This window comes from Chloracidobacterium thermophilum B (assembly GCF_000226295.1).
Classification (GTDB): domain Bacteria; phylum Acidobacteriota; class Blastocatellia; order Chloracidobacteriales; family Chloracidobacteriaceae; genus Chloracidobacterium; species Chloracidobacterium thermophilum.
Map to the genome: position 1 here is coordinate 665349 of NC_016025.1, position 22990 is coordinate 688338.

The 22990-nt window shown below is 61.6% G+C and carries 20 protein-coding genes and 1 pseudogene; 12 read left to right on the plus strand and 9 right to left on the minus strand.

What is annotated here, in order from left to right; translation table 11 throughout:
- Positions 1-5 precede the first annotated feature (5 nt).
- The 11 genes and pseudogenes from CABTHER_RS16825 to CABTHER_RS13900 all read left to right on the plus strand — a co-directional run.
- A pseudogene (locus CABTHER_RS16825) lies at positions 6-653 on the plus strand (IS607 family transposase); the annotation flags it as partial.
- A complete protein-coding gene (locus CABTHER_RS13855) occupies positions 647-1981 on the plus strand; it encodes an RNA-guided endonuclease InsQ/TnpB family protein (RefSeq protein WP_041570009.1) in 1335 nt (444 codons plus the stop codon). The pseudogene CABTHER_RS16825 and the gene CABTHER_RS13855, both read left to right, overlap by 7 nt.
- Positions 1982-2020: 39 nt before the next feature.
- Entirely contained in the window at positions 2021-3364 is a 1344-nt protein-coding gene (locus CABTHER_RS13860) for a SpoIIE family protein phosphatase (RefSeq protein ID WP_014101300.1), read from the plus strand.
- Positions 3351-4490, plus strand: coding sequence for an agmatine deiminase family protein (locus CABTHER_RS13865; protein WP_014101301.1), 1140 nt, complete (start codon positions 3351-3353; stop codon positions 4488-4490). Before CABTHER_RS13860 ends, CABTHER_RS13865 begins: the two co-directional genes overlap by 14 nt.
- An 80-nt stretch (positions 4491-4570) precedes the next feature.
- The gene (locus CABTHER_RS13870) at positions 4571-5587 is read left to right on the plus strand and encodes an alpha/beta hydrolase (protein ID WP_014101302.1); all 1017 of its coding nucleotides are present in this window, start codon (positions 4571-4573) and stop codon (positions 5585-5587) included.
- Positions 5544-6401, plus strand: a complete 858-nt coding sequence (locus tag CABTHER_RS13875; protein WP_014101303.1) for a hypothetical protein — start codon at positions 5544-5546, stop codon at positions 6399-6401. The genes CABTHER_RS13870 and CABTHER_RS13875 overlap by 44 nt, the downstream gene beginning before the upstream one ends.
- 23 nt (positions 6402-6424) lie before the next feature.
- A complete protein-coding gene (locus tag CABTHER_RS13880) occupies positions 6425-7693 on the plus strand; it encodes a glutamate-5-semialdehyde dehydrogenase (protein ID WP_014101304.1) in 1269 nt (422 codons plus the stop codon).
- 112 nt (positions 7694-7805) lie between these two features.
- Complete coding sequence (locus tag CABTHER_RS13885; RefSeq protein ID WP_014101305.1) at positions 7806-9014, plus strand: acetyl-CoA C-acetyltransferase; 1209 nt, start codon at positions 7806-7808, stop codon at positions 9012-9014.
- A gap of 32 nt (positions 9015-9046) precedes the next feature.
- A complete protein-coding gene (locus CABTHER_RS13890; protein ID WP_014101306.1) occupies positions 9047-11179 on the plus strand; it encodes a 3-hydroxyacyl-CoA dehydrogenase NAD-binding domain-containing protein in 2133 nt (710 codons plus the stop codon).
- A 22-nt stretch (positions 11180-11201) separates the two neighbouring features.
- Entirely contained in the window at positions 11202-12560 is a 1359-nt protein-coding gene (locus CABTHER_RS13895) for a PP2C family protein-serine/threonine phosphatase (RefSeq protein WP_014101307.1), read from the plus strand.
- Positions 12561-12804: 244 nt separating this feature from the next.
- Positions 12805-13677: a hypothetical protein gene (locus CABTHER_RS13900; protein ID WP_187288447.1), complete on the plus strand. Its 873-nt coding sequence runs from the start codon at positions 12805-12807 to the stop codon at positions 13675-13677.
- Positions 13678-13721: 44 nt separating this feature from the next.
- On the opposite strand, the gene CABTHER_RS13905 is transcribed toward CABTHER_RS13900, so the two are convergent.
- The 3 genes from CABTHER_RS13905 to ggt (CABTHER_RS13915) all read right to left on the minus strand — a co-directional run bounded on the left by CABTHER_RS13905 (position 13722) and on the right by ggt (CABTHER_RS13915) (position 16949).
- On the minus strand, positions 13722-14042 hold the full coding sequence (locus CABTHER_RS13905) for a DUF4388 domain-containing protein (RefSeq protein ID WP_014101309.1): 321 nt from the start codon (positions 14040-14042) through the stop codon (positions 13722-13724).
- Between the two features lie 51 nt (positions 14043-14093).
- Positions 14094-15035 carry a response regulator gene (locus tag CABTHER_RS16245; RefSeq protein WP_014101310.1) on the minus strand — a complete coding sequence of 314 codons (942 nt, stop codon included), beginning with the start codon at positions 15033-15035 and terminating at the stop codon, positions 14094-14096.
- Between the two features lie 165 nt (positions 15036-15200).
- A complete protein-coding gene (gene ggt, locus CABTHER_RS13915; RefSeq protein ID WP_014101311.1) occupies positions 15201-16949 on the minus strand; it encodes a gamma-glutamyltransferase in 1749 nt (582 codons plus the stop codon).
- Positions 16950-17094: 145 nt separating this feature from the next.
- On the opposite strand from ggt (CABTHER_RS13915), the gene CABTHER_RS13920 reads away from it, so the two are divergent.
- Positions 17095-17580 carry a PaaI family thioesterase gene (locus tag CABTHER_RS13920; RefSeq protein ID WP_014101312.1) on the plus strand — a complete coding sequence of 162 codons (486 nt, stop codon included), beginning with the start codon at positions 17095-17097 and terminating at the stop codon, positions 17578-17580.
- Between the two features lie 13 nt (positions 17581-17593).
- Here CABTHER_RS13920 and ggt (CABTHER_RS13925) read toward each other — a convergent pair whose 3' ends face one another.
- The 6 genes from ggt (CABTHER_RS13925) to CABTHER_RS16250 all read right to left on the minus strand — a co-directional run bounded on the left by ggt (CABTHER_RS13925) (position 17594) and on the right by CABTHER_RS16250 (position 22905).
- Entirely contained in the window at positions 17594-19327 is a 1734-nt protein-coding gene (gene ggt, locus CABTHER_RS13925) for a gamma-glutamyltransferase (protein WP_014101313.1), read from the minus strand.
- A gap of 30 nt (positions 19328-19357) precedes the next feature.
- The gene (locus tag CABTHER_RS13930; protein WP_187288448.1) at positions 19358-20296 is read right to left on the minus strand and encodes a ChaN family lipoprotein; all 939 of its coding nucleotides are present in this window, start codon (positions 20294-20296) and stop codon (positions 19358-19360) included.
- A 215-nt stretch (positions 20297-20511) separates the two neighbouring features.
- The gene (locus CABTHER_RS16830) at positions 20512-20766 is read right to left on the minus strand and encodes a YgiT-type zinc finger protein (RefSeq protein ID WP_081464961.1); all 255 of its coding nucleotides are present in this window, start codon (positions 20764-20766) and stop codon (positions 20512-20514) included.
- Positions 20763-21077 carry a DUF4258 domain-containing protein gene (locus CABTHER_RS16835; protein ID WP_081464962.1) on the minus strand — a complete coding sequence of 105 codons (315 nt, stop codon included), beginning with the start codon at positions 21075-21077 and terminating at the stop codon, positions 20763-20765. The genes CABTHER_RS16830 and CABTHER_RS16835 overlap by 4 nt, the downstream gene beginning before the upstream one ends.
- 440 nt (positions 21078-21517) lie before the next feature.
- The gene (locus CABTHER_RS13945; protein WP_014101317.1) at positions 21518-22504 is read right to left on the minus strand and encodes an alpha/beta hydrolase; all 987 of its coding nucleotides are present in this window, start codon (positions 22502-22504) and stop codon (positions 21518-21520) included.
- Positions 22501-22905 carry a carboxymuconolactone decarboxylase family protein gene (locus CABTHER_RS16250; protein WP_014101318.1) on the minus strand — a complete coding sequence of 135 codons (405 nt, stop codon included), beginning with the start codon at positions 22903-22905 and terminating at the stop codon, positions 22501-22503. The genes CABTHER_RS13945 and CABTHER_RS16250 overlap by 4 nt, the downstream gene beginning before the upstream one ends.
- Positions 22906-22990: the final 85 nt, after the last annotated feature.

A 22990-nucleotide genomic window follows, 5' to 3' on the forward strand; every position in this document is an offset into this window, starting at 1 on the left:
TAATAATGCTCATGGAAAGCACTATAAGCACAGGCAAGGCGGCAAAACTCCTTGGTGTCTCGGTCAAGACGTTGCAGCGTTGGGAACGCGAAGGAAGGCTGATTCCGGTGGCCCGAACGGACAGCAACCGCCGCCTCTACACTGAGACGCAGATCCGTGAGTTCATCGGTTTGCGGCAGGCCAACCATGCGCCAACAAAGCTTGTCGCCTACTGTCGGGTATCGAGTGCGGCGCAGAAGCCGGACCTGGCGAATCAGCGCAAAGTGCTGGAAGAGTTCGTGGTGGCGAAGGGATTGGCGGGGGTCGGGTTTATCGAGGAAGTGGGCAGCGGGCTGGACTTCAGGCGCAAGCGGTTTCTGGCCCTTATGGACGAGATCGGGCGACGGGAAGTCAGGATGCTGATCCTCGCTCACCGGGACCGCCTCACCCGTTTCGGCTTTGAGTGGTTCGAACATTACGCCCAAACCCATGGCTGCGAAGTGCTGGTCCTCAACCAGGAACGGCTGTCTCCCGAACAGGAAATGGTGCAAGACTTAATGACCATCGTGCGCTGTTTTTCGTCCCGGCTGTACGGTTTGAGGAACTATCGAAAGAAGTTGGATGAAGCGCTGAAACAGGATGCGAATGACGTCAAAAAGGCCCAACAATGCAACCAACCCACAAGATCGCTCTTTGTCCGACTCCTGAGCAGGTGGACTGCTTCAAGCGCGCCTGCGGCACGGCGCGGCGTGTTTGGAACTGGGCGCTCAATGAGTGGAACAGGCAATACGCGGCAGGCGGCAGGCCAAACGCCATGGCGCTCAAAAAACAGTTCAACGCCATCAAGTACACCGACCCGCAGTGGCTCGATGAGAACGGTCGGCCTTGGTTGCAAGACATTCACCGGGATGCCCACGCCCAGCCGTTCAGGAATCTCGCCAAAGCCTGGGAACGGTTCTTCGCCAAGGGGGGCAAAGAAGCGCACGAGCCACGGCTCAAGAAAAAGGGTCGTTGCCGCGACAGCTTTTATGTTGCCAACGACAAGTTCACCCTGGAAGGCAAGACGATCCGTCTGCCCAGGATCGGTGAAGTCGCCATGACCAAGGAGCTGCGCTTCGCGGGCAGGATTTTGGGCGCAACGGTTTCTCGCACCGCGGATCGTTGGTTTGTGGCCATACAGGTCGAGGTGCCTGATGCGCAATTTTATCGGCGTCGCACGTCGCACGAGGTCAACGGCATTGACCTGGGCATCAAGGCTGCCGCAACGATCTCCAGCGGTGAAGTCATCGAGGCGCCAAAGCCGCTCAAAGCAGCGCTGCGCCGTCTGGAAATCCGTAGCCGACGTCTCAGCCGCAAGCTGGAAGCCGCCAGGAAGGCAGCCGGATTTGAACGCCATGCCCGCCTGCCTGAAGGAACGCGCCTGCCGGTATCGAACAACCGGCAGAAGTCCGCTGCGATATTGGCACGGCTCTATGCCCGCATTGCCAATATCCGAGCGGATTTCACCCACAAGCTCACGACTCGACTCTGCCGCGAAAACCAAGCGTTGGTGATCGAGGATTTAAACGTCAAAGGGATGCTGGAGAACGAGAAACTCGCCCGCGCCATCTCTGACGTGGGTTTTGGGATGTTGCGCTCGCCGTTGGAATACAAGGCCCGGCGCTACGGTACTCAGCTTACCATCGCTGATCGCTGGTATCCAAGTAGCCGACTGTGCTCCATCTGTGGCTGGAAGAACGAGGCGCTGACATGGAGAGATCGAACATGGGTGTGTGCTCAATGTGGTGCGCACCATGACCGTGACCTCAATGCGGCGCTGAACCTGAAACGGCTGGCAACCGAAACTGCCCTACCCGTGGCGAGTCCGTCCAGCAATGGCGGCGCTGCGGCGGGGACCGTCCCCGCCGTAGTCGGGAAAGTCACGCCTGTCAGATACGACGGTGGTCAACAGGACACGTCGGGGCAGGAAGAGAACCGTGCGCACTTTTGCGCACATTCTTGATAGCAGTACGTCTCCCTGCTGGCCTACAACCAGCTCAACGTGGTCTCCATCCAGTTTCAGCTCATCACGGGCACTGGCTTCCTGTTCAGCTTTCTCAAGCTTCCCCCGCCGCGGTGGGTGCGCTGGTTTCAGATCACGCTGGGCCTGGTGATTTTGGGCACGCTTGCCCTGCCCGGCTGGTTTTTGCAAGGTCTGGTCCGCAGTCTGATATTTGCCGTTCCCGTGGCCGCCCTGTTGGGCTTCACGAGCATTCTGGTCGGACGTGAGGCGTGGCGGGGCAACGTGGCCGCCCGAACCCTGTGTTTTTCCATGGGGCTGATCATACTGGCCGAAGCGGTCCAGATTACAAAAACCATCGTCCTGCCCATGGTTGAACCCCAGTCGGCGGTGGCCATGTGGTTCGCCGGCCCGGTTGCGGGCTACCTGGTGGAAATCAGTTTCGGGGCGTTGCTCCTGACCATGGCCGGGGCTGTGGCGCGGCGCTACCGGGACGAGCTGGATGCCATCAACCGCAATCTCGAACACATGGTGGCCGAGCGGACGGTCGAAGTGCAGCGGCAGCGCGATGAACTGGAGCAGAAAAATCAGGACATCGAAGACAGTCTGCGCTACGCACAAACCATGCAGCAGGCCGTGCTGCCGGACATCAAAAACCTGCACGCGACCTTTGCCGAGGCCTTTGCACTGTGGAAACCACGTGACATCGTCTCCGGCGACTTTTACTGGTTTCACCAGACCGAACGGGCCTGTCTGGTGGCCGTGGCCGACTGCACCGGCCACGGCGTTCCGGGCGCGTTTATGTCCTTCATCGGCAACGATCTGCTCACTCAGATCGTCGTCGAGCGCAAGATTGACGACCCGGCCCGCATTCTGGCCGAACTGGACGCCGGTGTGCAGCGTGCCCTCAAGCAGGGCAGCCACGAGTCGGTCAGCGTGGAAGACGGCATGGACATCGGCATCTGTCGCTTTACGGCCGACGGGGTGACGTTTGCCGGCGCGCGCCGTCCGTTGTATGCCGTCGCCGACGGACAGTTGACCGAATATGCCGGCTCACGGCATCCCATCGGGGGACGGGCGCGCAAGCCACGTCACTTCGAGAACGTCGCCGTTGCCATCACGTCGCCGATGATGCTTTACCTGACCACGGACGGTTTCGCCGACCAACCGGATGCCCAGGGCAAACGGTTCAAGACGGGTCCACTTATGCAACTCCTGCGCGACATCGCCACCCGCCCGGCCGGGCAGCAACGGGCGGCGCTCGAAACGGCGCTGGACGAACATCAGGGCCACACCGCGCAACGTGATGACATCACGATTGTCGGTTTACGGCTTGATGCCTCACTGGTTCGCTGGAATGGAAGCACCACCCATGCAACTCCTTGATGCGGCCCCGGCCGCCCTTGGTTTTCGTCATCCGGCCGAATGGGAGCCCCAGGCGGCCACCTGGCTGGCGTTTCCCCACAACCGTACGGACTATCCGGGCAAGCTCCGGCCCGTGCAGTGGGCCTACGGGGAAATCATCCGCAAGCTGGCCGACCGGCAGCCGGTTCACGTGGTCGTTCAGGATACGACGCTCCAGGCGCAGGCCCGGAATATGCTGCGGCGCGTCGGGGCCAACCTCGCCCAAGTACGCTTTTTTCGCGTCCCGACCAATCGCGGCTGGTTGCGCGATGCCGGGCCGATCTTTGTCGTCCGTGACCGGGACGGCGCACGCGAAGCCGCCATCTGCAAGTTTCGTTTCAACGCCTGGGCCAAATACCCGGATTTCCGGCTCGACGACGAGCTGGCCCTGCGGCTGGCAAAGCAGCTTGGCTTTCCGGTGTTCGTTCCGCATGCCAAAGGGCAACCGGTTGTGCTGGAAGGCGGAGCCATAGATGTCAATGGGCAGGGCGTGGTCATGACGACCGAAGAGTGTCTGCTCGATACGGTGACGCAGCCGCGCAACCCGCACCTGTCACGGGCGGAAGTGGAGGCCGTACTGCGCGACACCCTGGGGGTTTCGACCGTCTGGTGGCTTGGGAAAGGCATTGCCGGTGACGACACCCACGGCCACGTGGACGATCTGGCCCGGTTCGTCAATCCGACGACACTGGTGCTGTGCGATGAAACCGATGCCAGCGATGCCAACTACGCAGCGCTCAAGGAAAACCACGAGCGCGCGCAGGATTTCCGGCTGCCCGACGGCTCACGTCCCGAAGTCATCCGTCTGCCGATGCCGCGCCCACTCGTCTTTGCCGGCCAGCGATTGCCAGCCAGTTATGCCAACTTTTACATCGCCAACGGGCTGGTTCTCGTGCCCACGTTCAACGATCCCAACGACCGCGTGGCGCTTGGCCTTCTCGGTGAGTGCTTTCCGAATCGGACTGTGTGCGGTATCCATGCCGTGGATTTGGTCTGGGGGCTGGGCACCCTGCACTGCCTGACTCATGAACAGCCAGCCGGTGTACCGGCCGCTCCCGAACCGGCACCGACTTCCCCACAGGGTGCAAGTTTGGTCAAAACGGACTAGGATCGCTGGCCGTACCCGTGCGGTGTCTGCCCCCCAGGCGCCGATACCATTGCCCGTCACGTGGAGTATCGAAAACCCCTATGGCAAGCTGGCAGGCAGCAGCGCTCGCGCGCTTCATCGCCTTCAAAATCAAGCGCAAGCCAACCTCGCAGGACGAAATGCAGATCGTGCGTCAGGCGCGACAGAAGCTGGGACACATGCCCGGCTACGTTCAGCCGGCGATTCCTGCAGACCTGCACATCCGTACCGTATCCCTGACCACGCTGGACGGCGACGTCATCCGGGGCGAGTGGCTGGCCTGGAAGACGGACTATCCGCCCGCCACAGTGCTGTATCTCCACGGCGGAGGCTATGTCGCCTGTTCGCCACGAACCCATCGCCCCATCACCGTAACGCTGGCCACGCTTCTGCGCGGACGGGTCTTCGCGCTGGATTACCGGCTGGCCCCGGAACACCGCTTCCCGGCAGCTCTCGATGATGCTGTTGCCGCCTACCGCTGGCTGATTGAAGGGCAGCGGATGGCCCCGCGCCAACTCGTCCTGGCCGGCGACTCGGCAGGCGGGGGGCTGACACTCTCCACCCTGGTCCGGCTGCGTGAGCTGGGTCTGCCCCAACCGGCTGGCGCGGTGCTCTACTCGCCCTGGACGGATTTGGCCGGCACGGGTGAAACGCTCGAAACCAATACCGACCGGGATGTGATGTTTTACGGCGCGGGTATCCGCCTTGCCGGCCGCATTTATGCCGGGGACACACCGCCCGACCACCCACTGGTTTCACCGCTTTACGCTGACCTGCATGGGCTTCCCCCGTTGCTGGTCTTTGCCAGTTCCAGCGAAGTGCTGCTTGACGATGCCCGCCGCCTTGCAGCACGTGCGGAAGCTGCCGGTGTTTCGGTCGAGTTGCACATCGAAGCCGACCTGCCGCATGTGTGGCCGATTTTCTGCCGCCTTATCCCGGAAGGACGGCGCACGCTGGCGGCGACGGCGGCGTTCATCCGGCGCGCCGTCAACCACGCTTCGTCCTCAAATTCTCAGCTTCCAGGGTCTTCCATCCATGACTACCGCCTCGCTGCAAGCACTGCTGTCACGGCTCATTGACTACGCCGGGCTGTTCCCGCCGGCGGCGCTGGATTTGGCAAACGCCGTGGAGAACTACCGGCGTTTCCGCACCTCGGCCGATGCCTGGATGCTGGGGGCATTTGTGCTCCCGGCCGGCCAGGTCAGCGCTTTCCAGTCGGCAACCCAGATGGCGGCCTCGCCGGACGACCCACCGTTCCGCTGGCCGGTCAGCCTGCTCGTTGAAGCTACCGATCTGCCCCCGGACGGATTGCATGTGGTGGCGGTCGAAGCCAAAACCAACGATCCGGCCGTGGTACGGCGGCTCGTGGAACGCTGGCCCACAGCTCAGGTCTTCATCGAACTGAATCCGACGGACGAGCGCGAAGTGATGTGGGGCACGTTGCGCGAGTTGGGGGCTGGGGCCAAAATCCGCACCGGCGGACTGACAGCCGAGGCGTTCCCTTCGCCTGAAACTGTGGCGAGCTTCATCCTCCGCGCTGCTGACTGGCGGGTGCCGTTCAAGGCCACGGCCGGACTCCATCATCCCATCCGCGCCATGTATCCCCTGACCTACGCCCCTGACAGCCCGCAGGGACTCATGCACGGTTTTCTGAACGTCTTTCTGGCAGCCGCCTTCGCCTGGCACGGCATGGCCCCGGACAACGTCGAACGGGTGCTCCTCGAAGAAGACGTGTCGAACTTTCAGTTCACGGACGCCGGTGTGACCTGGCACTGCCAGACCCTTCCGACCGAAGCTATCGCGGCGGCGCGGCAGAGTTTTTGCCGCTCTTACGGCTCCTGCTCCTTTGACGAACCACGCACCGATTTGCGCACCCTTGGTCTTCTGGACTGACCCATCTGGATTTGCCCTGCCGTATGTTTGAACTACGCCACCACCTCATAGCTGCGAAACAAGCCAGCCGCCGGGCCGCCACCCTCGATGCCAACCTCAAACATCAGGTCCTGCTGGCGCTGGCCGATGCCATTGACGCCCGGCGCGCCAGCCTGCAGGCCGCCAATGCGGAAGACCTGGCTGCGGCTGAACGCGCCGGGCTGGCCGCGCCGCTGCGGGACCGCCTCGCGCTGACCGACAAAACGTTGACTGCCATGGTCGAAGGTTTGCGGGAGATAGCCGCCCAACCCGACCCGGTTGGCGAGATTGCCGAACTGCGCCGGCGCCCCAACGGCCTGCTCGTGGGACGGATGCGGATTCCGCTGGGGGTTGTGGCCATCATCTATGAATCGCGCCCCAATGTGACCGTGGATGCGGCGGCGCTGTGCCTCAAGGCCAGCAATGCCGTCGTGCTGCGCGGCGGCTCGGAGGCGTTTCATTCCAACCAGGCGTTGGGGCAGTTGATGGGCGCGGTGTTGGAATCGTTCGGTCTGCCGCCGGCGCTGGTGACGGTCATCCCCACGCCCGACCGCGCCGTGGTGGCTGAGTTGCTGGCCTGTGATGACCTCGTTGATCTTGTGATTCCACGCGGCGGAAAGGAACTCATCCGCTTTGTTGCCGGGCACTCACGGATTCCGGTCATCAAGCACTATGAAGGTGTCTGCCACACCTATCTGGATGCCAGCGCCGACCCGGCCATCGCCGTCCCGGTTGTGGTCAACGCCAAGGCGCAGCGCCCGGCGACGTGCAATGCCACCGAAACCCTGCTCATTCACGCGGCTGCCGTCGAGACCTGCCTGCTCCCGACAGTTCAGGCGCTGGTGGCGGCCGGCGTCGAGCTGCGCGTCTGTGAGCGTACCCAACAGGCGTTGCGCGAGCGGGGCTATGCGTCCGACCGGATCGTGGCGGCACAGCCCACTGACTTTGGCTGCGAGTTTCTGGACAACATTCTGGCCGTCAAAATCGTGGACGACTATGCCGCCGCCGTGGCGCACATTCAGACCTACGGTTCACAGCACACCGAAGCCATCATCACCCGCGACCATGCGACAGCCATGCGCTTTCTCCGCGACATTGACTCCTCCACCGTCGTGGTCAATGCCTCAACCCGCTTTGCCGACGGGCAACAACTCGGTCTTGGCGCTGAAATCGGCATCAGCACGACCAAACTCCATGCCTTTGGCCCGATGGGTGCCCGCGAACTGACGACGCAGAAGTTTGTCGTTCTGGGCGAAGGACAGACCCGCACCTGATGCCGAAGGGCTGGATTTACGGGGCAAAAGGGCTGTTTGGACAGCCCGGCTTCGTGTAGGATGTCGCTGCCTTGACCTCAATCATCTTCACCGACAAGGGGTTGCTTTTTTGATGACGCGCGACGCTTTCATCTTTGACGCGATTCGTACCCCGCGCGGCCGTGGCAAAGCTTCCGGTGCGCTCTACGAAATCAAGCCAATTGATCTTGTCACCCAGCTTTTGCGGGAGCTTCAGCGGCGCAACGGCTTCGCCACTGACGAAGTGGACGACATTATCCTTGGCTGCGTGACGCCCATTGGCGACCAGGGTGCCAACCTTGCCAAGACGGCGGCGCTCTATGCCGGCTATGCCGAAACCGTTGCCGGACAGCAAATCAACCGGTTCTGCGCTTCGGGTCTGGAGGCCGTCAATCACGCAGCCATGCGGGTGCGCTCCGGTTGGGAAGACCTCGTCATTGCTGGCGGCGTGGAGTCCATGAGCCGTGTGCCCATGGGTTCCGACGGCGGCCCGATGATGCTTGATCCCAAAGTCAGCGCCACGCTCCGGTTTGTGCCACAGGGCATCGGGGCGGATTTGATCGCGACGCTCGAAAACTTTTCGCGCGAAGACGTGGACGCCTATGCCTTGCGTTCGCACCAGCGCGCAGCCCAGGCGACCGCCAATGGCTATTTCCAGCGTTCACTCGTTCCCGTTACGGATTTCAACGGAATGCTGGTGCTTGACCGCGACGAACACATCCGCCCGGACACGACGCTCGAAGCCCTGGCACAGCTTAAGCCTTCCTTTGCCGAAATGGGTGAGATTGGCTTCGACGCCGTGGCGCAGTTGCGCTATCCCGGCGTCGAGCGGATTCGGCACGTGCACACGGCCGGCAACTCGTCCGGGATTGTGGACGGTGCGGCGCTGGTGCTCGTGGGCAGCCGCGAAAAGGGCGAAGCCCTTGGTCTGAAGCCCCGCGCCCGGATTGTCGCGGCGGCCGTGACCGGCAGCGAGCCAACCATTATGCTCACCGGCCCGATGCCGGCCACGCGCAAAGCCCTGGCCAAGGCCGGGATGACGACGGCCGACATTGACCTCTTTGAAGTCAACGAAGCCTTTGCTTCGGTTGTCCTGAAATTTGCCCGCGATATGAACGTTGATCTCGACAGGATCAACGTCAACGGAGGGGCAATTGCGATGGGGCACCCCTTGGGCGCGACCGGTGCGATGCTGCTCGGCACGGCGCTCGACGAACTGGAACGTCGCCAAAAGGCCACGGCGCTCATCACCCTGTGTGTCGGTGGCGGCATGGGTATTGCCACCATCATTGAACGGGTCTGACCAGGCGGAGAATCTGACCAGAAAGGGAGCCTATGGTGTTTCGGTACGAAAAGGACACGGATAACATTGTTACCATCACAATGGACATGCCGCAGCGGTCGGCCAACGTCATCAACGCCGAGTTCAACGCAGCGCTGGCGGAAACCTTCGCCCGGCTCAAGGCCGAAACCGAGCTGACGGGTGTCATCATCACCTCGGCCAAAAAGACGTTCCTGGCCGGTGCCGACCTGGAGCCGATGCTGGAAGTGCGTGATCCGGCGGCATTGTTTCAGGAAATTCAGCAGGTCAAGCGCATTTTTCGCGGCATGGAAACGTTTGGAAAACCCTTTGTCGCGGCTATCAATGGTGCGGCGATGGGCGGCGGTCTGGAGCTGGCGCTGGCGTGCCACTACCGCATTCTCATTGACCGCCCGGACGCGCAGGTGGGTTTGCCGGAAGTGACCCTGGGACTCATCCCCGGCGGCGGCGGCATCACGCGCCTGACGCGCCTGCTGGGGCTTGAAACGGCGCTCCCGCTGTTGACCGAAGGCAAACGGCTCTCTCCGGCGGAAGCCAGGGCGCTGGGCATCGTCAACGAACTGGCGGCAACCCCCGAAGAACTCATTGCCAAGGCCAAAGCCTGGATTCAGGCCAATCCAGAACCACGCCAACCGTGGGATACGAAGGGCTACCGGCTGCCCGGCGGCGATGTGCGGACGCCCAAAGTAGCGCAGATGATCACGGCCGCTCCGGCCGTGCTGCTCAAGAAAACCCGTGGGAACTTCCCGGCCCCGCTGGCCATTCTGAGCGCCGCCGTGGAAGGGACGCTGGTGGATTTCGACACGGCCGACCGCATTGAATCGCGCTACCTGGCGAACGTGGCTACAGGGCAGGTCGCCAAAAACATGATCGCGGCCTTCTGGTTTCAGCTCAACAAGATCAATGGCGGCGGCAGTCGTCCGGCTGACATTCCACCGGCAACCTTTTCCAAAGTCGGCATCCTGGGTGCCGGGATGATGGGCAGCGGCATTGCCTACGCCTGCGCGACGGCCGGGCTGGAGGTCGTTCTCAAGGATGTCACGCTGGAGCAGGCCGAAAAGGGCAAATCCTACACGGAAAAGGTCCTCCGCCCACGGGTTGAGAAAGGGCGGATGAAGGAAGCCGACCTGGCGGCGATACTGGCGCGCATCCACCCGACGACCAGGGCCGAAGACCTGCGCGGCTGTGAACTCATCATCGAGGCCGTCTTTGAAGACCGGGCCGTCAAGAAGGAAGCCACCCAGGAAGCCGAAGCGCAACTGGCGCCAACGGCCATTTTTGCCTCAAACACGTCCACCCTGCCGATTACCAGTCTGGCTCAGGTGTCCGAGCGGCCGGAAAACTTCATCGGGCTGCACTTCTTTTCGCCCGTGGACAAAATGCCGCTGGTTGAAATCATCGTCGGCGAAAAGACTTCGCCGGAAACCCTGGCGCGCAGCTTTGATTTCGTCCGGCAGATCAAAAAGACGCCCATCGTGGTCAACGACCGGCGTGGGTTTTACACCTCGCGGGTGTTTGCCACCTACACCTCGGAAGGAATGACGCTGTTGCTTGAAGGCCAGCCGGCCAGCGTCATCGAGGCCGCCGGGATGCAGGCCGGGATGCCGGTTGGCCCGCTGGCCGTTTCGGACGAAGTGAGCCTGAAGCTGATGCACTACGTGCGCCAGCAGACGGAACGCGATCTGGCAGCGGAAGGCAAACCCATCCCGGAGCAGCCGTCGAATCGCGTCCTCGACGCCATGCTGTCCCAGGGGCGCGCTGGCAAGGCGGCCGGAGCCGGTTTCTACGAATATCCGCCCGAAGGCAAAAAGTTCCTCTGGCCGGGTCTGCGGGAACTGTTTCCGCCCCAGGCACCTCTGCCCTTCGCGGATATTCGTGACCGGTTGCTGTTCATTCAGGCGCTTGAAACCGTTCGCTGCCTCGAAGAAAACGTGGTGCGTTCGGTGGCGGATGCCAACATCGGCAGCCTGTTTGGCTGGGGTTTCCCGGCCTACACCGGCGGGACGTTGCAGTTCATCAACGGCTACGGCGTTCGGGCTTTTGTCGAACGCGCCCAGGCCCTGGCCGCCAGGTACGGAGAACGGTTCACCCCGCCGGCGCGCCTGCTCGCCATGGCGGAAGCGGGCGAGTCGTTCCCCATGCAGTGACCCCTGGCAGCCAGAGCGCTTGATGAACCATCCATCCCAACAACCGCAACCTGTCACTGTTTTTACCATTAGTGTCCCGGAAGGTGTCCGGCGCGAGCTGAGCCAGGCGTTCGGCTCGCGCTTCAGGTTCGTGTCGGTGGCCAATGAAGCCGACCTGCGGGAGCAGGCCGGCCGGGCCACAGCCCCCATCATCCTGTGTGGCGACTGCCCCGGCGTGGTCTCCGGCGAAGCCATCGTGGGGGGCCTTGCCAAGTGGCACAAAACCGCCCAAGGCATCCTGCTCATTGAAGCCAACCGTATCGTCAGCGCGCTCGGAACGCCGAATGCCCTGCGCGATTTCCGCTACATCGGTCTGCCGCTGGATGTGTTCGCCGCGCGTCAGACGCTGGAAGCTGCGGCCGAAGTCGCCGCGCTGCGGCAGGAAAACCAGACGCTCATCCACGATCTGGAGCGGTATCTGGCGACGCTGCGCGGAGCCTCGGAAGAGCGGGTCAAACAGGTCGCACAGGAACGGGATGAATACCGTCGGCAGAACATGCGCATGCTGGACAGCATCCGCAATGCCGAGCGAATCCAGCGCGCCATTTTGCCTTCCGAGGCCAAACTGGACGCGCTTATCACCCAGTATTTTCTCATCTACAAACCACGGGATATTGTATCGGGTGATTTCTACTGGACACATATCGTCAAGGACGAAGAACACACCGTGTTCTACCTGGCGGTGGCCGACTGCACCGGGCACGGCGTGCCGGGGGCGTTTCTCTCGATGGTGGGCACGACGCTGCTCAACCAGATCGTCGCCCAGAACCCGCATCACCCACCCGGCACGATTCTCGAACAGTTGCACGATGGGCTACTGCACTCACTGCGCCAGACCAGCCAGCAGCTCGACATTGACGACGGAATGGAAATCTGCCTCTGCCGGCTGGATGGCTCCAAAGTCACGTTTGCCGGGGCGCGCCGCCCACTGTACGTCGTCTCCCAACAGGACGAGCGGCGGTGGGACTTCAGGGAAATCAAAGGCGACCGGCGTACGATTGGCGGCGGTCGCAGACGGGAAGGCTGGCGGTACACCAACCACGAACTCGAACTGCCACGTGGGGCTATGCTCTACCTGACGACGGACGGCTATGCTGACCAGTCCAACTTGCAGTCCGAACGCTATGGGGCGCGGCGCCTGCGCGACAAGTTGCGCGAAGTCGCCCCGATGACCTGCCCTGGTCAGCGCTTTGTGCTCGAAAAGGAGATGAGCCAGTTCCAGCAGAATGAGCCACAGCGCGATGATATGACCATCTTTGGTGTGCGGTTGCCGATTATGTCGGCCGCAGCCCTGCAACTGCCCTCCGGGGCTTTCAGCGTCACCGGCAATCTCATCCTCTAGCGCCACCTCTGGCGGCATGCGGCACGGTCAGTTCCCGGGGGCAGGGTGAAGTGCCCCTGTGGGCACCCGTGCCGCATCAGCCGCCATGGACGGTTCACCCGACCAGATAAATAAGCCTTTACACTGTCGTAAAGCGCGGCGTAACATAGATGGCACGGCAGTAAATTCTGGCGTTTCCGCTGCATCCGGCTTGGCACCGGTCTTCAGCGTGCGACCAACTTCCCAAACTGACGAGGAAGCTGCAATGTCGTGGATGAAATGGCTCACGGCTGTGCTGTTTCTGTTTCTTTGCCTGGCTGTCAATCTGGTCAAGGTTGAGCCGGCTTTGGCACAGGACGGAGGCATATCCGACAGTGACCTACCAGCCGCCATCAAGGTGCTGCGGGGTGAAATCGTGGCTCTGCAGGGCGAGCTTGCGAGCTATGTCGCCGGGTTGCAGGGGGGTGAAAAGGCGCGTCGCGGCAAGGGTTTTGAGGCTTACCGCAGGCAATTCGAGACGCTCGGTGGCAAGATTTCGAGCTGTCGTGAGCGGTTGCAGTATTTTCACGAGCAGGTGTCGCGGCTCTACCGCACCATGCCCACCTCTTCGCTCTATCTTGCCGCCCGGCAGGCCTACGCCGATGCCAAGCAGGACTTTGACACCCTGGCTTCAAACTTCTCCAGCAGCCCGCGCCCGGAGACCCTCCAGATTGCAGAAGTCCGGGTCATGGACGGACGGCTGGCCAAGCACCTTGCGCAGACGGTCCCGGAGCCAGCCCCGGTCAAGCCTGAACAAAGCATCGGGCGGGCGTTCCTCGAAGCTGACGACATACGCTACATCGGCAAATTCGACTCGGTCGAAGTGTATCTCATCACCATCAGGGACACTGCGTACTACGTGCTGACAGGTCTTCGGGAACGAGCCGTTGAAGCCGACGGACGTGTCACCGAGGTCGTACGGCAGACGATTCTTTACTCTGACGCCTTCCCATCCAAACAGACTGCCGGACGCCAGACTGACCAGCACTTTGAGGCCGTGCTGCAACAGAAATTCACCCTTCTGGCAGAGGATGAAAACACGACCAATCTGGTCCTGGATGAATTGCTCAAGGCGCGCAGCTATGCCCGCGTGGAGTAACCCCGCCACTTGTCACTCGCTACTCGCCACTCGCTACTCGCTACTTACGGTACATTCCACTTCCCCGACGGCAGGTTCAGGACAAGGGCTGTCAGCTCGGGCCAAGACAACTCCAATGTCTGGTCAGGGGCGTAAAAGCCGGGCATGATGCGGAATTGCCCGGCCTGCCAGCGGAGTAGGGCAAGGAGCGCTGGCTCGCCGGCCAGCGTATTCAGTGTGGCGTGCACCACCCGGCCGTTTTCAAAGTATATCCAGCCGCGTTGTTCATCCTGTACGAGTTCAAGCGCCGCCAGGCGACCGGCGCGGCAGAGAATCTGGGTGAGCGTCAGAAGGTCCAGGTCAGCAAGGTTTCCAGAAGTAGCCACGTGTTTCCTTGGGGTCTCCAAACGTCAATAGAGCCAGTGGCTTGGGGCGCATCACTGCTTGAGGTGGCGACGGACACCCAGCAGCAGATCTTCCGTCTTGAAAGGTTTGGGCAGGTACTGTGCTGCTCCGGCCAGCCGGCTCTGCACCTTGTCCAGAAGGCTCTCCCGGCTGGAGAGCATGATCACCGGAATCCCGCGCCGTGATTTCTCCGCATGAATCTGTTTGCAGAGCTGGTAGCCATCCATCCCTCCCGGCAAGGCCGCATCAAGAATCACGAGATCGGGGGTGATGTCCTTGAGCTTGGCCAGTGCCTCGTAGCCATCCACTGCCGTGATGACCCGATAGCCATGGCTTTCCAAAGCCTGGGTGATGACCCGCCGCACCGTCAGGCTGTCATCCACGGCCAGGATGACTTTGGCTCCGGGAGGCGGTTCGGGCCGGAGGCTGCGCTCGACTTTTTCCATCTCACCGGTTTTCCCGGAGACCGAACGCACTGGCGGAGGTGCCGGACGCGGAGATGTGACCGCCGGCATCGTCTGCACCGTGGTTGCCGCCCGTGGTGGGATGGGCGATGGGGGGCGGTCCGGCGAAACCGAAGGCGGCGCCGAAAATGAGGGCAGATCGCTGACCGTCGGCGAATCCGGGGAGGGCGTAACCTGGTGCGCACCGGTCGAACCCGAACGCCCAGGTGGCTCTGGGGAACCTGTCACGAGTGGTCTGGTCACGGCTGGCGGCTGGTCCTGTAACTGCCGGATTTTATCCAGCCATTCCTGAGCCTGGCGATTGGCCGGGTTGATGTTCAGCACCTTGGTCAGGCACCACGCAGCGTCCTTTGGCGTCAGCGATACCGAAGCCCGCCACATCCAGGCGACTTCGTTGTTTGGGTCAGCTTCGGTCACTTCGATGAGGAGTCCACGCGCGCGCGCCTTGTCGCCAGACTTGGCCGACTCAATGGCTTGCCGAAGCAATTCGTGCAGTTCGGTGGACGGCATGGCGTCTTTGACCGCGCCCCGGGGAAATAGGCGCTGCACACAACCAATCAGACCTGTGCCTTCAACTGTACCGGCTGGCTACAGCCGCTGTGCAGCCGATTGTATGGCGATTGGAAGGGTTACGCAACGCTGCCCTCACCTCTGCGCCCCCGGCTGGAGGTGGGGCTAATACCCGGCAGCCTGTCCGTCCTTGCGGGATTCGGAAGCTCCATAATAGACGCCCTGTTCGGCATCCCACCGGATGGCCTGATAGCCGCCATAGTCCCCAACGGCAAAACCAACGCGGTGGCCTGACCGGACAAGTTCCCGTACGACTTCATACGAAAACCCCGTTTCCAACGTCACCATGCCGACCCCGGTGGCGCGCTCGCCGGTCGGCTCCGAAGAACCCTGGTGGTCTATGCGCGGTGCGTCGCCCGCTTCCTGAAGATTCATCCCAAAGTCAATGATGTTGATGAGTATCTGAACGTGCCCCAGCGGCTGGAAGCCGCCGCCCATCACCCCAAAACTCATCCACGGACGCCCGTCTTTGGTGACGAAAGCTGGAATGATGGTGTGAAACGGACGCTTGCCGGGGGCATAGACGTTGGCGTGACCGGCTTCGAGCGAAAACATCTCCCCCCGGTCGTGCAGCATAAATCCCAGGCCGTCGGGCACCATCCCTGACCCCATGCCCCGGTAGTTGCTCTGAATGAGTGAAACCATCATGCCGTCCCGGTCGGCCGTGGTGAGGTAAATGGTGTCGCCAGCTTTGAGCGCCGGCTCGCCAGCTTCATACCGCGCGCCGGCCCGGACGGGATGAATCAGCTTGCGGCGCTCTGCGGCGTACGACTTCGACAGCAGTTCTGCAACCGGAACCTGGGCAAAGTCCGGGTCTGCATAAAACCTGGCGCGGTCTTCATAAGCCAGCTTTTTGGCCTCGACAAAATAGTGGATGTGCTCGCGGCTGCCGAAGCCGAACTTCGCCAGGTCATAGCCTTCGAGCAGGTTCAGCATCTGCAGGGCCGCCATCCCCTGCCCGTTCGGCGGCAACTCCCAGACATCGTAGCCGCGATAGTTGGTCGAGATTGGTTCCACCCAGTCGGAGCGATGGGCGGCCAAATCTTCGGCATCCAGAAAGCCCCCCTGCCGGGCCATGAAGTCGGCGATGACCCGCGCGATCTCTCCCCGGTAGAAGACTTCCCGCCCCCCGGCGGCAATCTTTTCGAGCGTGGCGGCGAGTTGGGGATTGCGAAACACATCGCCCTTGCGTGGGGTGCGACCGTTCGGGGCATACACGTCACGGACGTTGGGAAACTGCGCCAGCGCCGCGACATTGCGCTCCCAGTAGTAGGCAATGAGTTCGGAGACCGGAAACCCGTCACGCGCATAACCGATGGCCGGTGCCAGCAGGTCTTTCATCGGCAGCCGGCCAAAACGCCCGTGCAGTTCAAACCAGCCGTCCACACAGCCCGGCACGGTGACGGGCAGTGGTCCGTAGGACGGGATGCGCGTCAGGTTCCGCCGCCGGAACTCATCGAGGGTCAGGCGTTTGGGCGACCGCCCGCTGGCGTTGAGTCCGTGCAGGCGCTTTGTTTTGGGGTCCCAGACCAGCGCAAACAGGTCGCCGCCGATGCCACAGCCGGTCGGTTCAACCACGCCGAGCACGGCATTGGCGGCAATGGCGGCATCCACAGCCGTGCCGCCCCGCTTGAGGATTTCGACGGCCACCTGCGTCGCCAGCGGCTGACTGGTGCAGGCCATGCCGTGGCGCGCGATGACTTCCGAGCGCGTCGCAAAGGCGCGCCCCGTAATGCGGTCTCCCGGCACCGGACGCCCCGGCACCCCACCGGGCGTTCCAGCTAGTGAATGACTGAGGCACACCGCCCCCAGAATGACAACGAGGATACGAGCCAAACCGGCTTTCCGGTTCATGGTCACACTCCATTTCCACATTTGCGGGCACAGCCCAGGCACTTCAAAATGAATGCCAAGACTTGATGACCTTCACAACTTGGGAATGCCATGCCAACGCTTTCCCTTCCCCCCAAGTCAGATGCTTTCAACCACAGGGAACCGTATGCCACCCACCAACCTGGAACGCTTCCAACGCCTCATCAACACCACCATGGCTGAACATAGCCCCTCGCCACTGGCACGCTGGCTGGGGGGAACACTCAGACACGCTGAACCGGGCAAGGCCACGTTCGTCTTTACCGTCCGCGAAGAAATGACCAACCCGGCCGGCATCCTGCACGGGGGTGCGGCCGCAGCCATCATAGATGAAGTCATTGGAGCAACGGTTCACGGCACACTTGAGACAGAGTTTTTCTACACCTCAGTCAACCTGACCGTTGACTTTCTCGCCAGCGCACCGGCTGGGGCGACCATCACAGCAACCACTCAGGTCGTACGCCAAGGCAAAACCATCATCAATGTTGAGTGCTGGTTGCACGATGCGGCAGGCGTGCCGCTTGCCCATGCCACGAGTAACATGCTGCGTACCACCGTACCGGTGCGCAAACATGTTTCAGACCCAGTCCTACGAAGCCAGGCAAACGTATGATGTGCTCCAGCCGCTAGTAGCCAACCGCGAGGGCGTCAGGGTTGCGGGGGTCACTGGCGCCCAACCGGATGCCGGTTTCATCAATCATGACGCCTTCCGCATCACCGTTGTAGCGCGGCACGATGTCCAGCCGGTGTCCTTTGGCCTCCAGCGCGCGTCTGGTGTCGGCGGTCATCCCATAAGGCTCCCACATCACCACATCCGGCAGCCACTGGTGATGCAGACGCGGCGCATCAATCGCCTGCTGGAGATTCATTTTGTGGTCAATGATGTTGATGACCACCTGCACCACGGTGGAAATGATGGTCGGCCCGCCGGGACTGCCAATGGCAAACCAGGGCCGGCCCTCCTTGAGAACAATCGTCGGCGTCATGGACGACAGCGGACGCTTGCCGGGCGCAATGCAGTTGGCTTCTCCCTGCACCAACTGGTAGTAGTTCGGCACTCCCGGCTTGACCGCAAAATCATCCATTTCGTTGTTGAGCAGAATGCCTGTCCCCGGGACGGTCACACCCGACCCATAGGGGCCATTGAGCGTGTAGGTATTCGTCACGATGTTCCCTTCGGCATCCACGACGGTGAAGTGCGTCGTCTCGGCGGCTTCCGAAACTGGCGCGTCCAGTCCTGGACGGATGTCGGTGCTGGGTGTGGCGCGCTGCGGATCAATCGTCGCGCGGCGTGTCCGGGCGTAATCTTTCGAGATGAGTTCCGCAACCGGAACTTTGACAAAATCAGGATCGCCCATCAGGGTGGCCCGGTCGGCAAAGGCGCGCCGCATGGCCTCGATAAGCAGATGGCTGGCTTCCGCCGAGCCGGCCCCAAGGGCGGCCAGGTTGTCGCCTTCGAGCTGGTTGAGCACGTTGAGCAGTACAATGCCGCCGGAGCTGGGTGGCGGGAAGGTGATGATCTCGTACCCCCGGTACGTCCCCCGGAGTGGCTCGCGTTCCACCGGACGGTAGTTCTTCAGATCATCGAGGGTGATGTAACCACCATTGGCGGCCATGGCGGCAGCAATCCGCCGGGCGGTTTCGCCCTCGTAGAACTCGCGTGGTCCGCGCTTTTCCAGACGTGCCAGCGTGGCCGCCAGTTCCGGCTGGCGGAACACTTCGCCTTCCTCATAGTAGTTACCGTCCCGATGGAAAATCCGGCGGCTGTCGGGAAACTTCTCCAACCGCTCGGCAATACGCAGGCCGCGGGAGAAAGCGTAACTGACCGGAAACCCCTCCTGTGCCAGCCGCCGGGCCGGGGCCACAACCTGCGCCCATTTCAGCCGCCCGTACTTGCGCAGTGCCAGACCGAAACCGGCCACCGTACCGGGAACCCCCACGGCAGCATAGCCCAGGGTTGATTTCTCCGGGATGGGATTGCCGTTGGCGTCAAGGTACATGTCGCGGCTTGCCCGGGCGGGCGCGGTTTCCCGGTAGTCAATGGCCGTTGTCCGGCCGTCCGCCATGCGGATGAGCATGAAGCCGCCGCCGCCGATGTTGCCAGCAACCGGGAAGGTCACGGCCAGCGCCAGCCCGACGGCCACGGCCGCATCCACGGCATTGCCGCCTTCCTGCAAAATTTTTACCCCGACCTGCGAGGCAAATGAGCTGGCCGAAGCCACCATGGCGCGCCTGGCGCGCACCGGCTGCCGCGCCACCTGCCCTTTCGTTTTCGGCGGCAACAGGGCGGCGAGGCAGACCAGGATCAGGAAGCTGCGCCCGGCAAGCTTCCAAAACAACGGTATCGAACAGGGTTTCATCAGGAATGCGCCACGCTTGGTTACAGCCTTTCAGGGCTTGGGTTTGACACTGAGCACCACGAAGTCGCCGAGTTTGCCAAAACGCGCCACGTCAAACGTTTCCGGGTCATCGGCATCGGCAACGACCGTCACCATGAGCATGCGGGTGCCCTTGCGGTAGGCGGCCAGGTGCTCCGGGATTCCCAGCCCTTCTTCGCTGTGGAAGCGTCCGTTGAGGTGTATGACAAGGGCCCGTGGCACCTGGGCCAAAGTCTCGGCAATGGCATGGGCCATCCCGGCATCCCACAGCGACTGGGCATCAAGCATGCGCGAAAGGTTCGGCATCTGGCGTTCCCCGTCGGCGGCGGCCGCGCCGTGCATCCCGGACATCAGGCTGCGGAATTTGGCTTCGTAATCGGCCGAAGCAGCTCCGTAGGGCAATGGCGGCAGCAGTGCCCGGGCCGGCTGGGAAAGCCTGGTCAGGGCGTCGCGCCCTTCACGTCCAACGAGGTTCACGTAGCGGCGTGGCGGATTGGCCGCCACGACCGGCAGGCGCTGGGCTCTGGCGAACTCCACCAGCGGACGATAGTCGCTCTGGTAGTTGTTCCACGGACGACTGCACGCCAGAAACTGGGTTTCGGGAATGAGACCGGCCAGATACTCATCGAGAACAAGCTGCACGTCCCGCTCGAACATCTCCAGCGAGAGCACCACCTGCCGCTTTTCGGCGGCGGTATCCGTACCGTAGCGCGCGTGGGCAGCCTGAAGCAGGTCGCGCTGGAGCGCGTGCGCGCCGGGGTCATCGTGGGACTCGCCAATGAATACCACCTCGACCCGCGCCAGTGCGGCCATAATGTCATCGAGCGTGCCCGGCTGACCGTCCGGCTTGTAGATGCGATAAGCCGGAACGGCTGCCTGGCGGTGCGTTTCCTGTGCCATGACATTTCCCATGACGGCCACCATAAACCATCCGGTAAGGAGATATGCCACCCAATGTTTTCTGTGCATAGCAGAATCGTTTCAGGACTTACGTGAATATCATCCTGACAGTGCCAAAACCTATTATATCCAAAGCAGCATTCGATTTTTCAACGGCCATACCAAGATAAAAAGCTTTCCTACCTACAATGCCATGTCGAGACATGTGAGGAAAGGAATATACCGATCAAAGAACATTTATAATAACATTGATACCCATGTCCAATTCATTCAGTGGAGGCCCTGACTTGAAAAGATTGACCCAGCGGCTGAAACTCTGCAACCTCCTGTCTTTCCAGTTTCTGCCGAATCTGATTAAAGCGTCTGACAGTTTCGATGGAATACAATCGTTCACCGCAGTGCAGGCATACATCTGCATGCACCTTGAATACAGCAGTATGGATACCACCCCTGAGAAGTTTTTCTACCTCTTTCTCAACCAATTCGCCACCACATACAGGGCACTTATCAAAAGGCTTCATTTCTTTCTCCTGATATGCCAATCAATCCATCGGTCAGGGTCAGGGCGGTACACAGTGATCAACACTGCCCATTGCGTTGCGTGATTATAGGCCCAAACACTGTGAATGGGCTGACCGACAAAACTTTCACCGTAGATCAGGCAACTCGGATAAGGCTTGTCGGATGGATAATCTTCGATGATCTCACCGTGCAGGACACTATAGAAGATTTCATCAAAGGAAAGATGGTCTGCCTGTGCTTCTTGATCAGCGTGGTCAGTGATATGAATGCGATGGTAACGGATGGCATCAATGATCGCTTGAATATCCACAAGATGACCTTGCCAAACAGATTCTGGTTACTCTTTGTAGAGCAATGCACTGAGATTGCAAAGGGCTGGCCAACCGATGCGAGCCAAAACGCCCGGACTTTCAAGCAAGCCGATCCGCCGCCAATGGCTGCACGCCGCACAGCTATCTCCACGGACAGCAAGCACTTCAGACGCACATCAACCTGCCCTTTCCCTGTGTTTCGTTCACTCCACACCAACCGCCAAACCTTGCCCAGTGTACCTGCTTCCTGGAGCAGCCCTGCCACCAGATACCAGCTTGGCCGCGATGGGCGAGCCGAATCTGTGTGCTCGCTCAGCCTCGGTCAGATATATCCGCAGATCGTTGATCGGCACGTCCGGCAGGAAATTTCTTCCCCCTAACCATGTCACTTTTGGTCTCATGCCCATAAGCTTGTGTCACCTGCGTAAGTCCCAATTGTTCATGGCTTCTTTTTCAGGGCTTTTGCCGGTTCGGCCCGCAGCGACGACGCCAGCGTACGCCAGCAAAAGCCAAAGGCCGCCTCGCTGCGCGCAAGGAGAAAAGCCCAGCCGTGACCGCCGGAAGCCAGCGTAAACTCGTGGGGTATGCCAAGGGACTCCAGGGTTTCATGCAGCCGCTGATTGCCGACATCAAAGCGGTAGCGGTCTTCCGAGCCAACATCGAAGTAGATTTTGAGCTGGCGCAGGGCCGCAGCCTGCCGGCGCGCCAGCGTCAGAGGACTGTGCTGGTCAAAAAACTCCGGGTCCGGCGGATCGCCATACAGTTTGGTGGCGAGTCCGTAGCGCCACGTTCCGATGCGGTCATCGGCTCCCTGGGGCGGCCGCGGCACCTCGGTAAAGATGGCGGCGCAGTGCGCGGCAACACCGGCAAAAAGCTGCGGATGCTTGAACGCAATAAGCAAAGCGCCATAGCCACCCATGGAAATGCCGGCCATCAGGCGTCCGGCGCGCGTGCCGAGCGTGCGGTACCGCTGCTCGATGAAGGGCAGAAAGTCCTGCACGATGGCGTCTTCGTAGCGTTCGCCCTGCCTGGCATTGATGTAGAAGCTGTTTTCACCGCGTGGGATGGCCACGATGAATTCGCCCACCTGCCCCCTGGCGCGCAGGGCATCCAGCGCTGCCTGGACACCCCGGCGCTCCCAGTCACGCTCGTCATTGAACATGCCGTGCAGAAAAATGACGAGCGGGTAACGCCGCTCCGGCGACGTGCGGTATGACGGCGGCAGCGACACCGCATAAGGCACCTCCCGCCCCAGGCTGGCCGAGTGAAACACCCCGTAGTCCATCGCGTCCGTCTTTCCCGGAAGCGGCTCTGTCGGCGTCTGAACCGCCTGCCCCACCGCCGCCGTGCCAGACAGGCCAACCCACCCCAGAAGCCACAGCCAACCCAGAAACCACAGCCGGTTCAGGCTTCGGATGGGCTTCATGACGCACCGGAGCCTGACGAGGACGCGCCAGCGGCAGGCGGTGTCGTGGGAAAGTGGTTGAGGTTGAGGCGCTCGGCGCAGCGATCCGACAGGTCAATCATGGCAGCAGCATTGATGGCGGCCGCAATGCAGATGGTTTCGCTGATTTCTTCCTTGGTCGCCCCCAGTTCGAGGGCTTTCTTCATGTGACCGTCCAGACAGCCTTCGCACTTGGCCACCAGCGAAGCCGCAATCGAGATGAGTTCCTGGATTTTCGGATCGAGCACCCGCCGCTCCGGGGTGTAGTACAACTCCTTGTAGTAAGCCCCATAGACTTTCTTCATGCGCGGTTCGAGCATGGAGTAGGACTTGGTCGGGGCATTTCCGGCGGTCGGAATCAAAGGCTCCTGCGTGTCAGACATGAACGTTACTTTCCCCTGTAGGCCTGGCTCCGGGCGGGCCAGTCGTGGTGACGCCAGCGCACAAAACGACTGCCGGCAGGCGGTT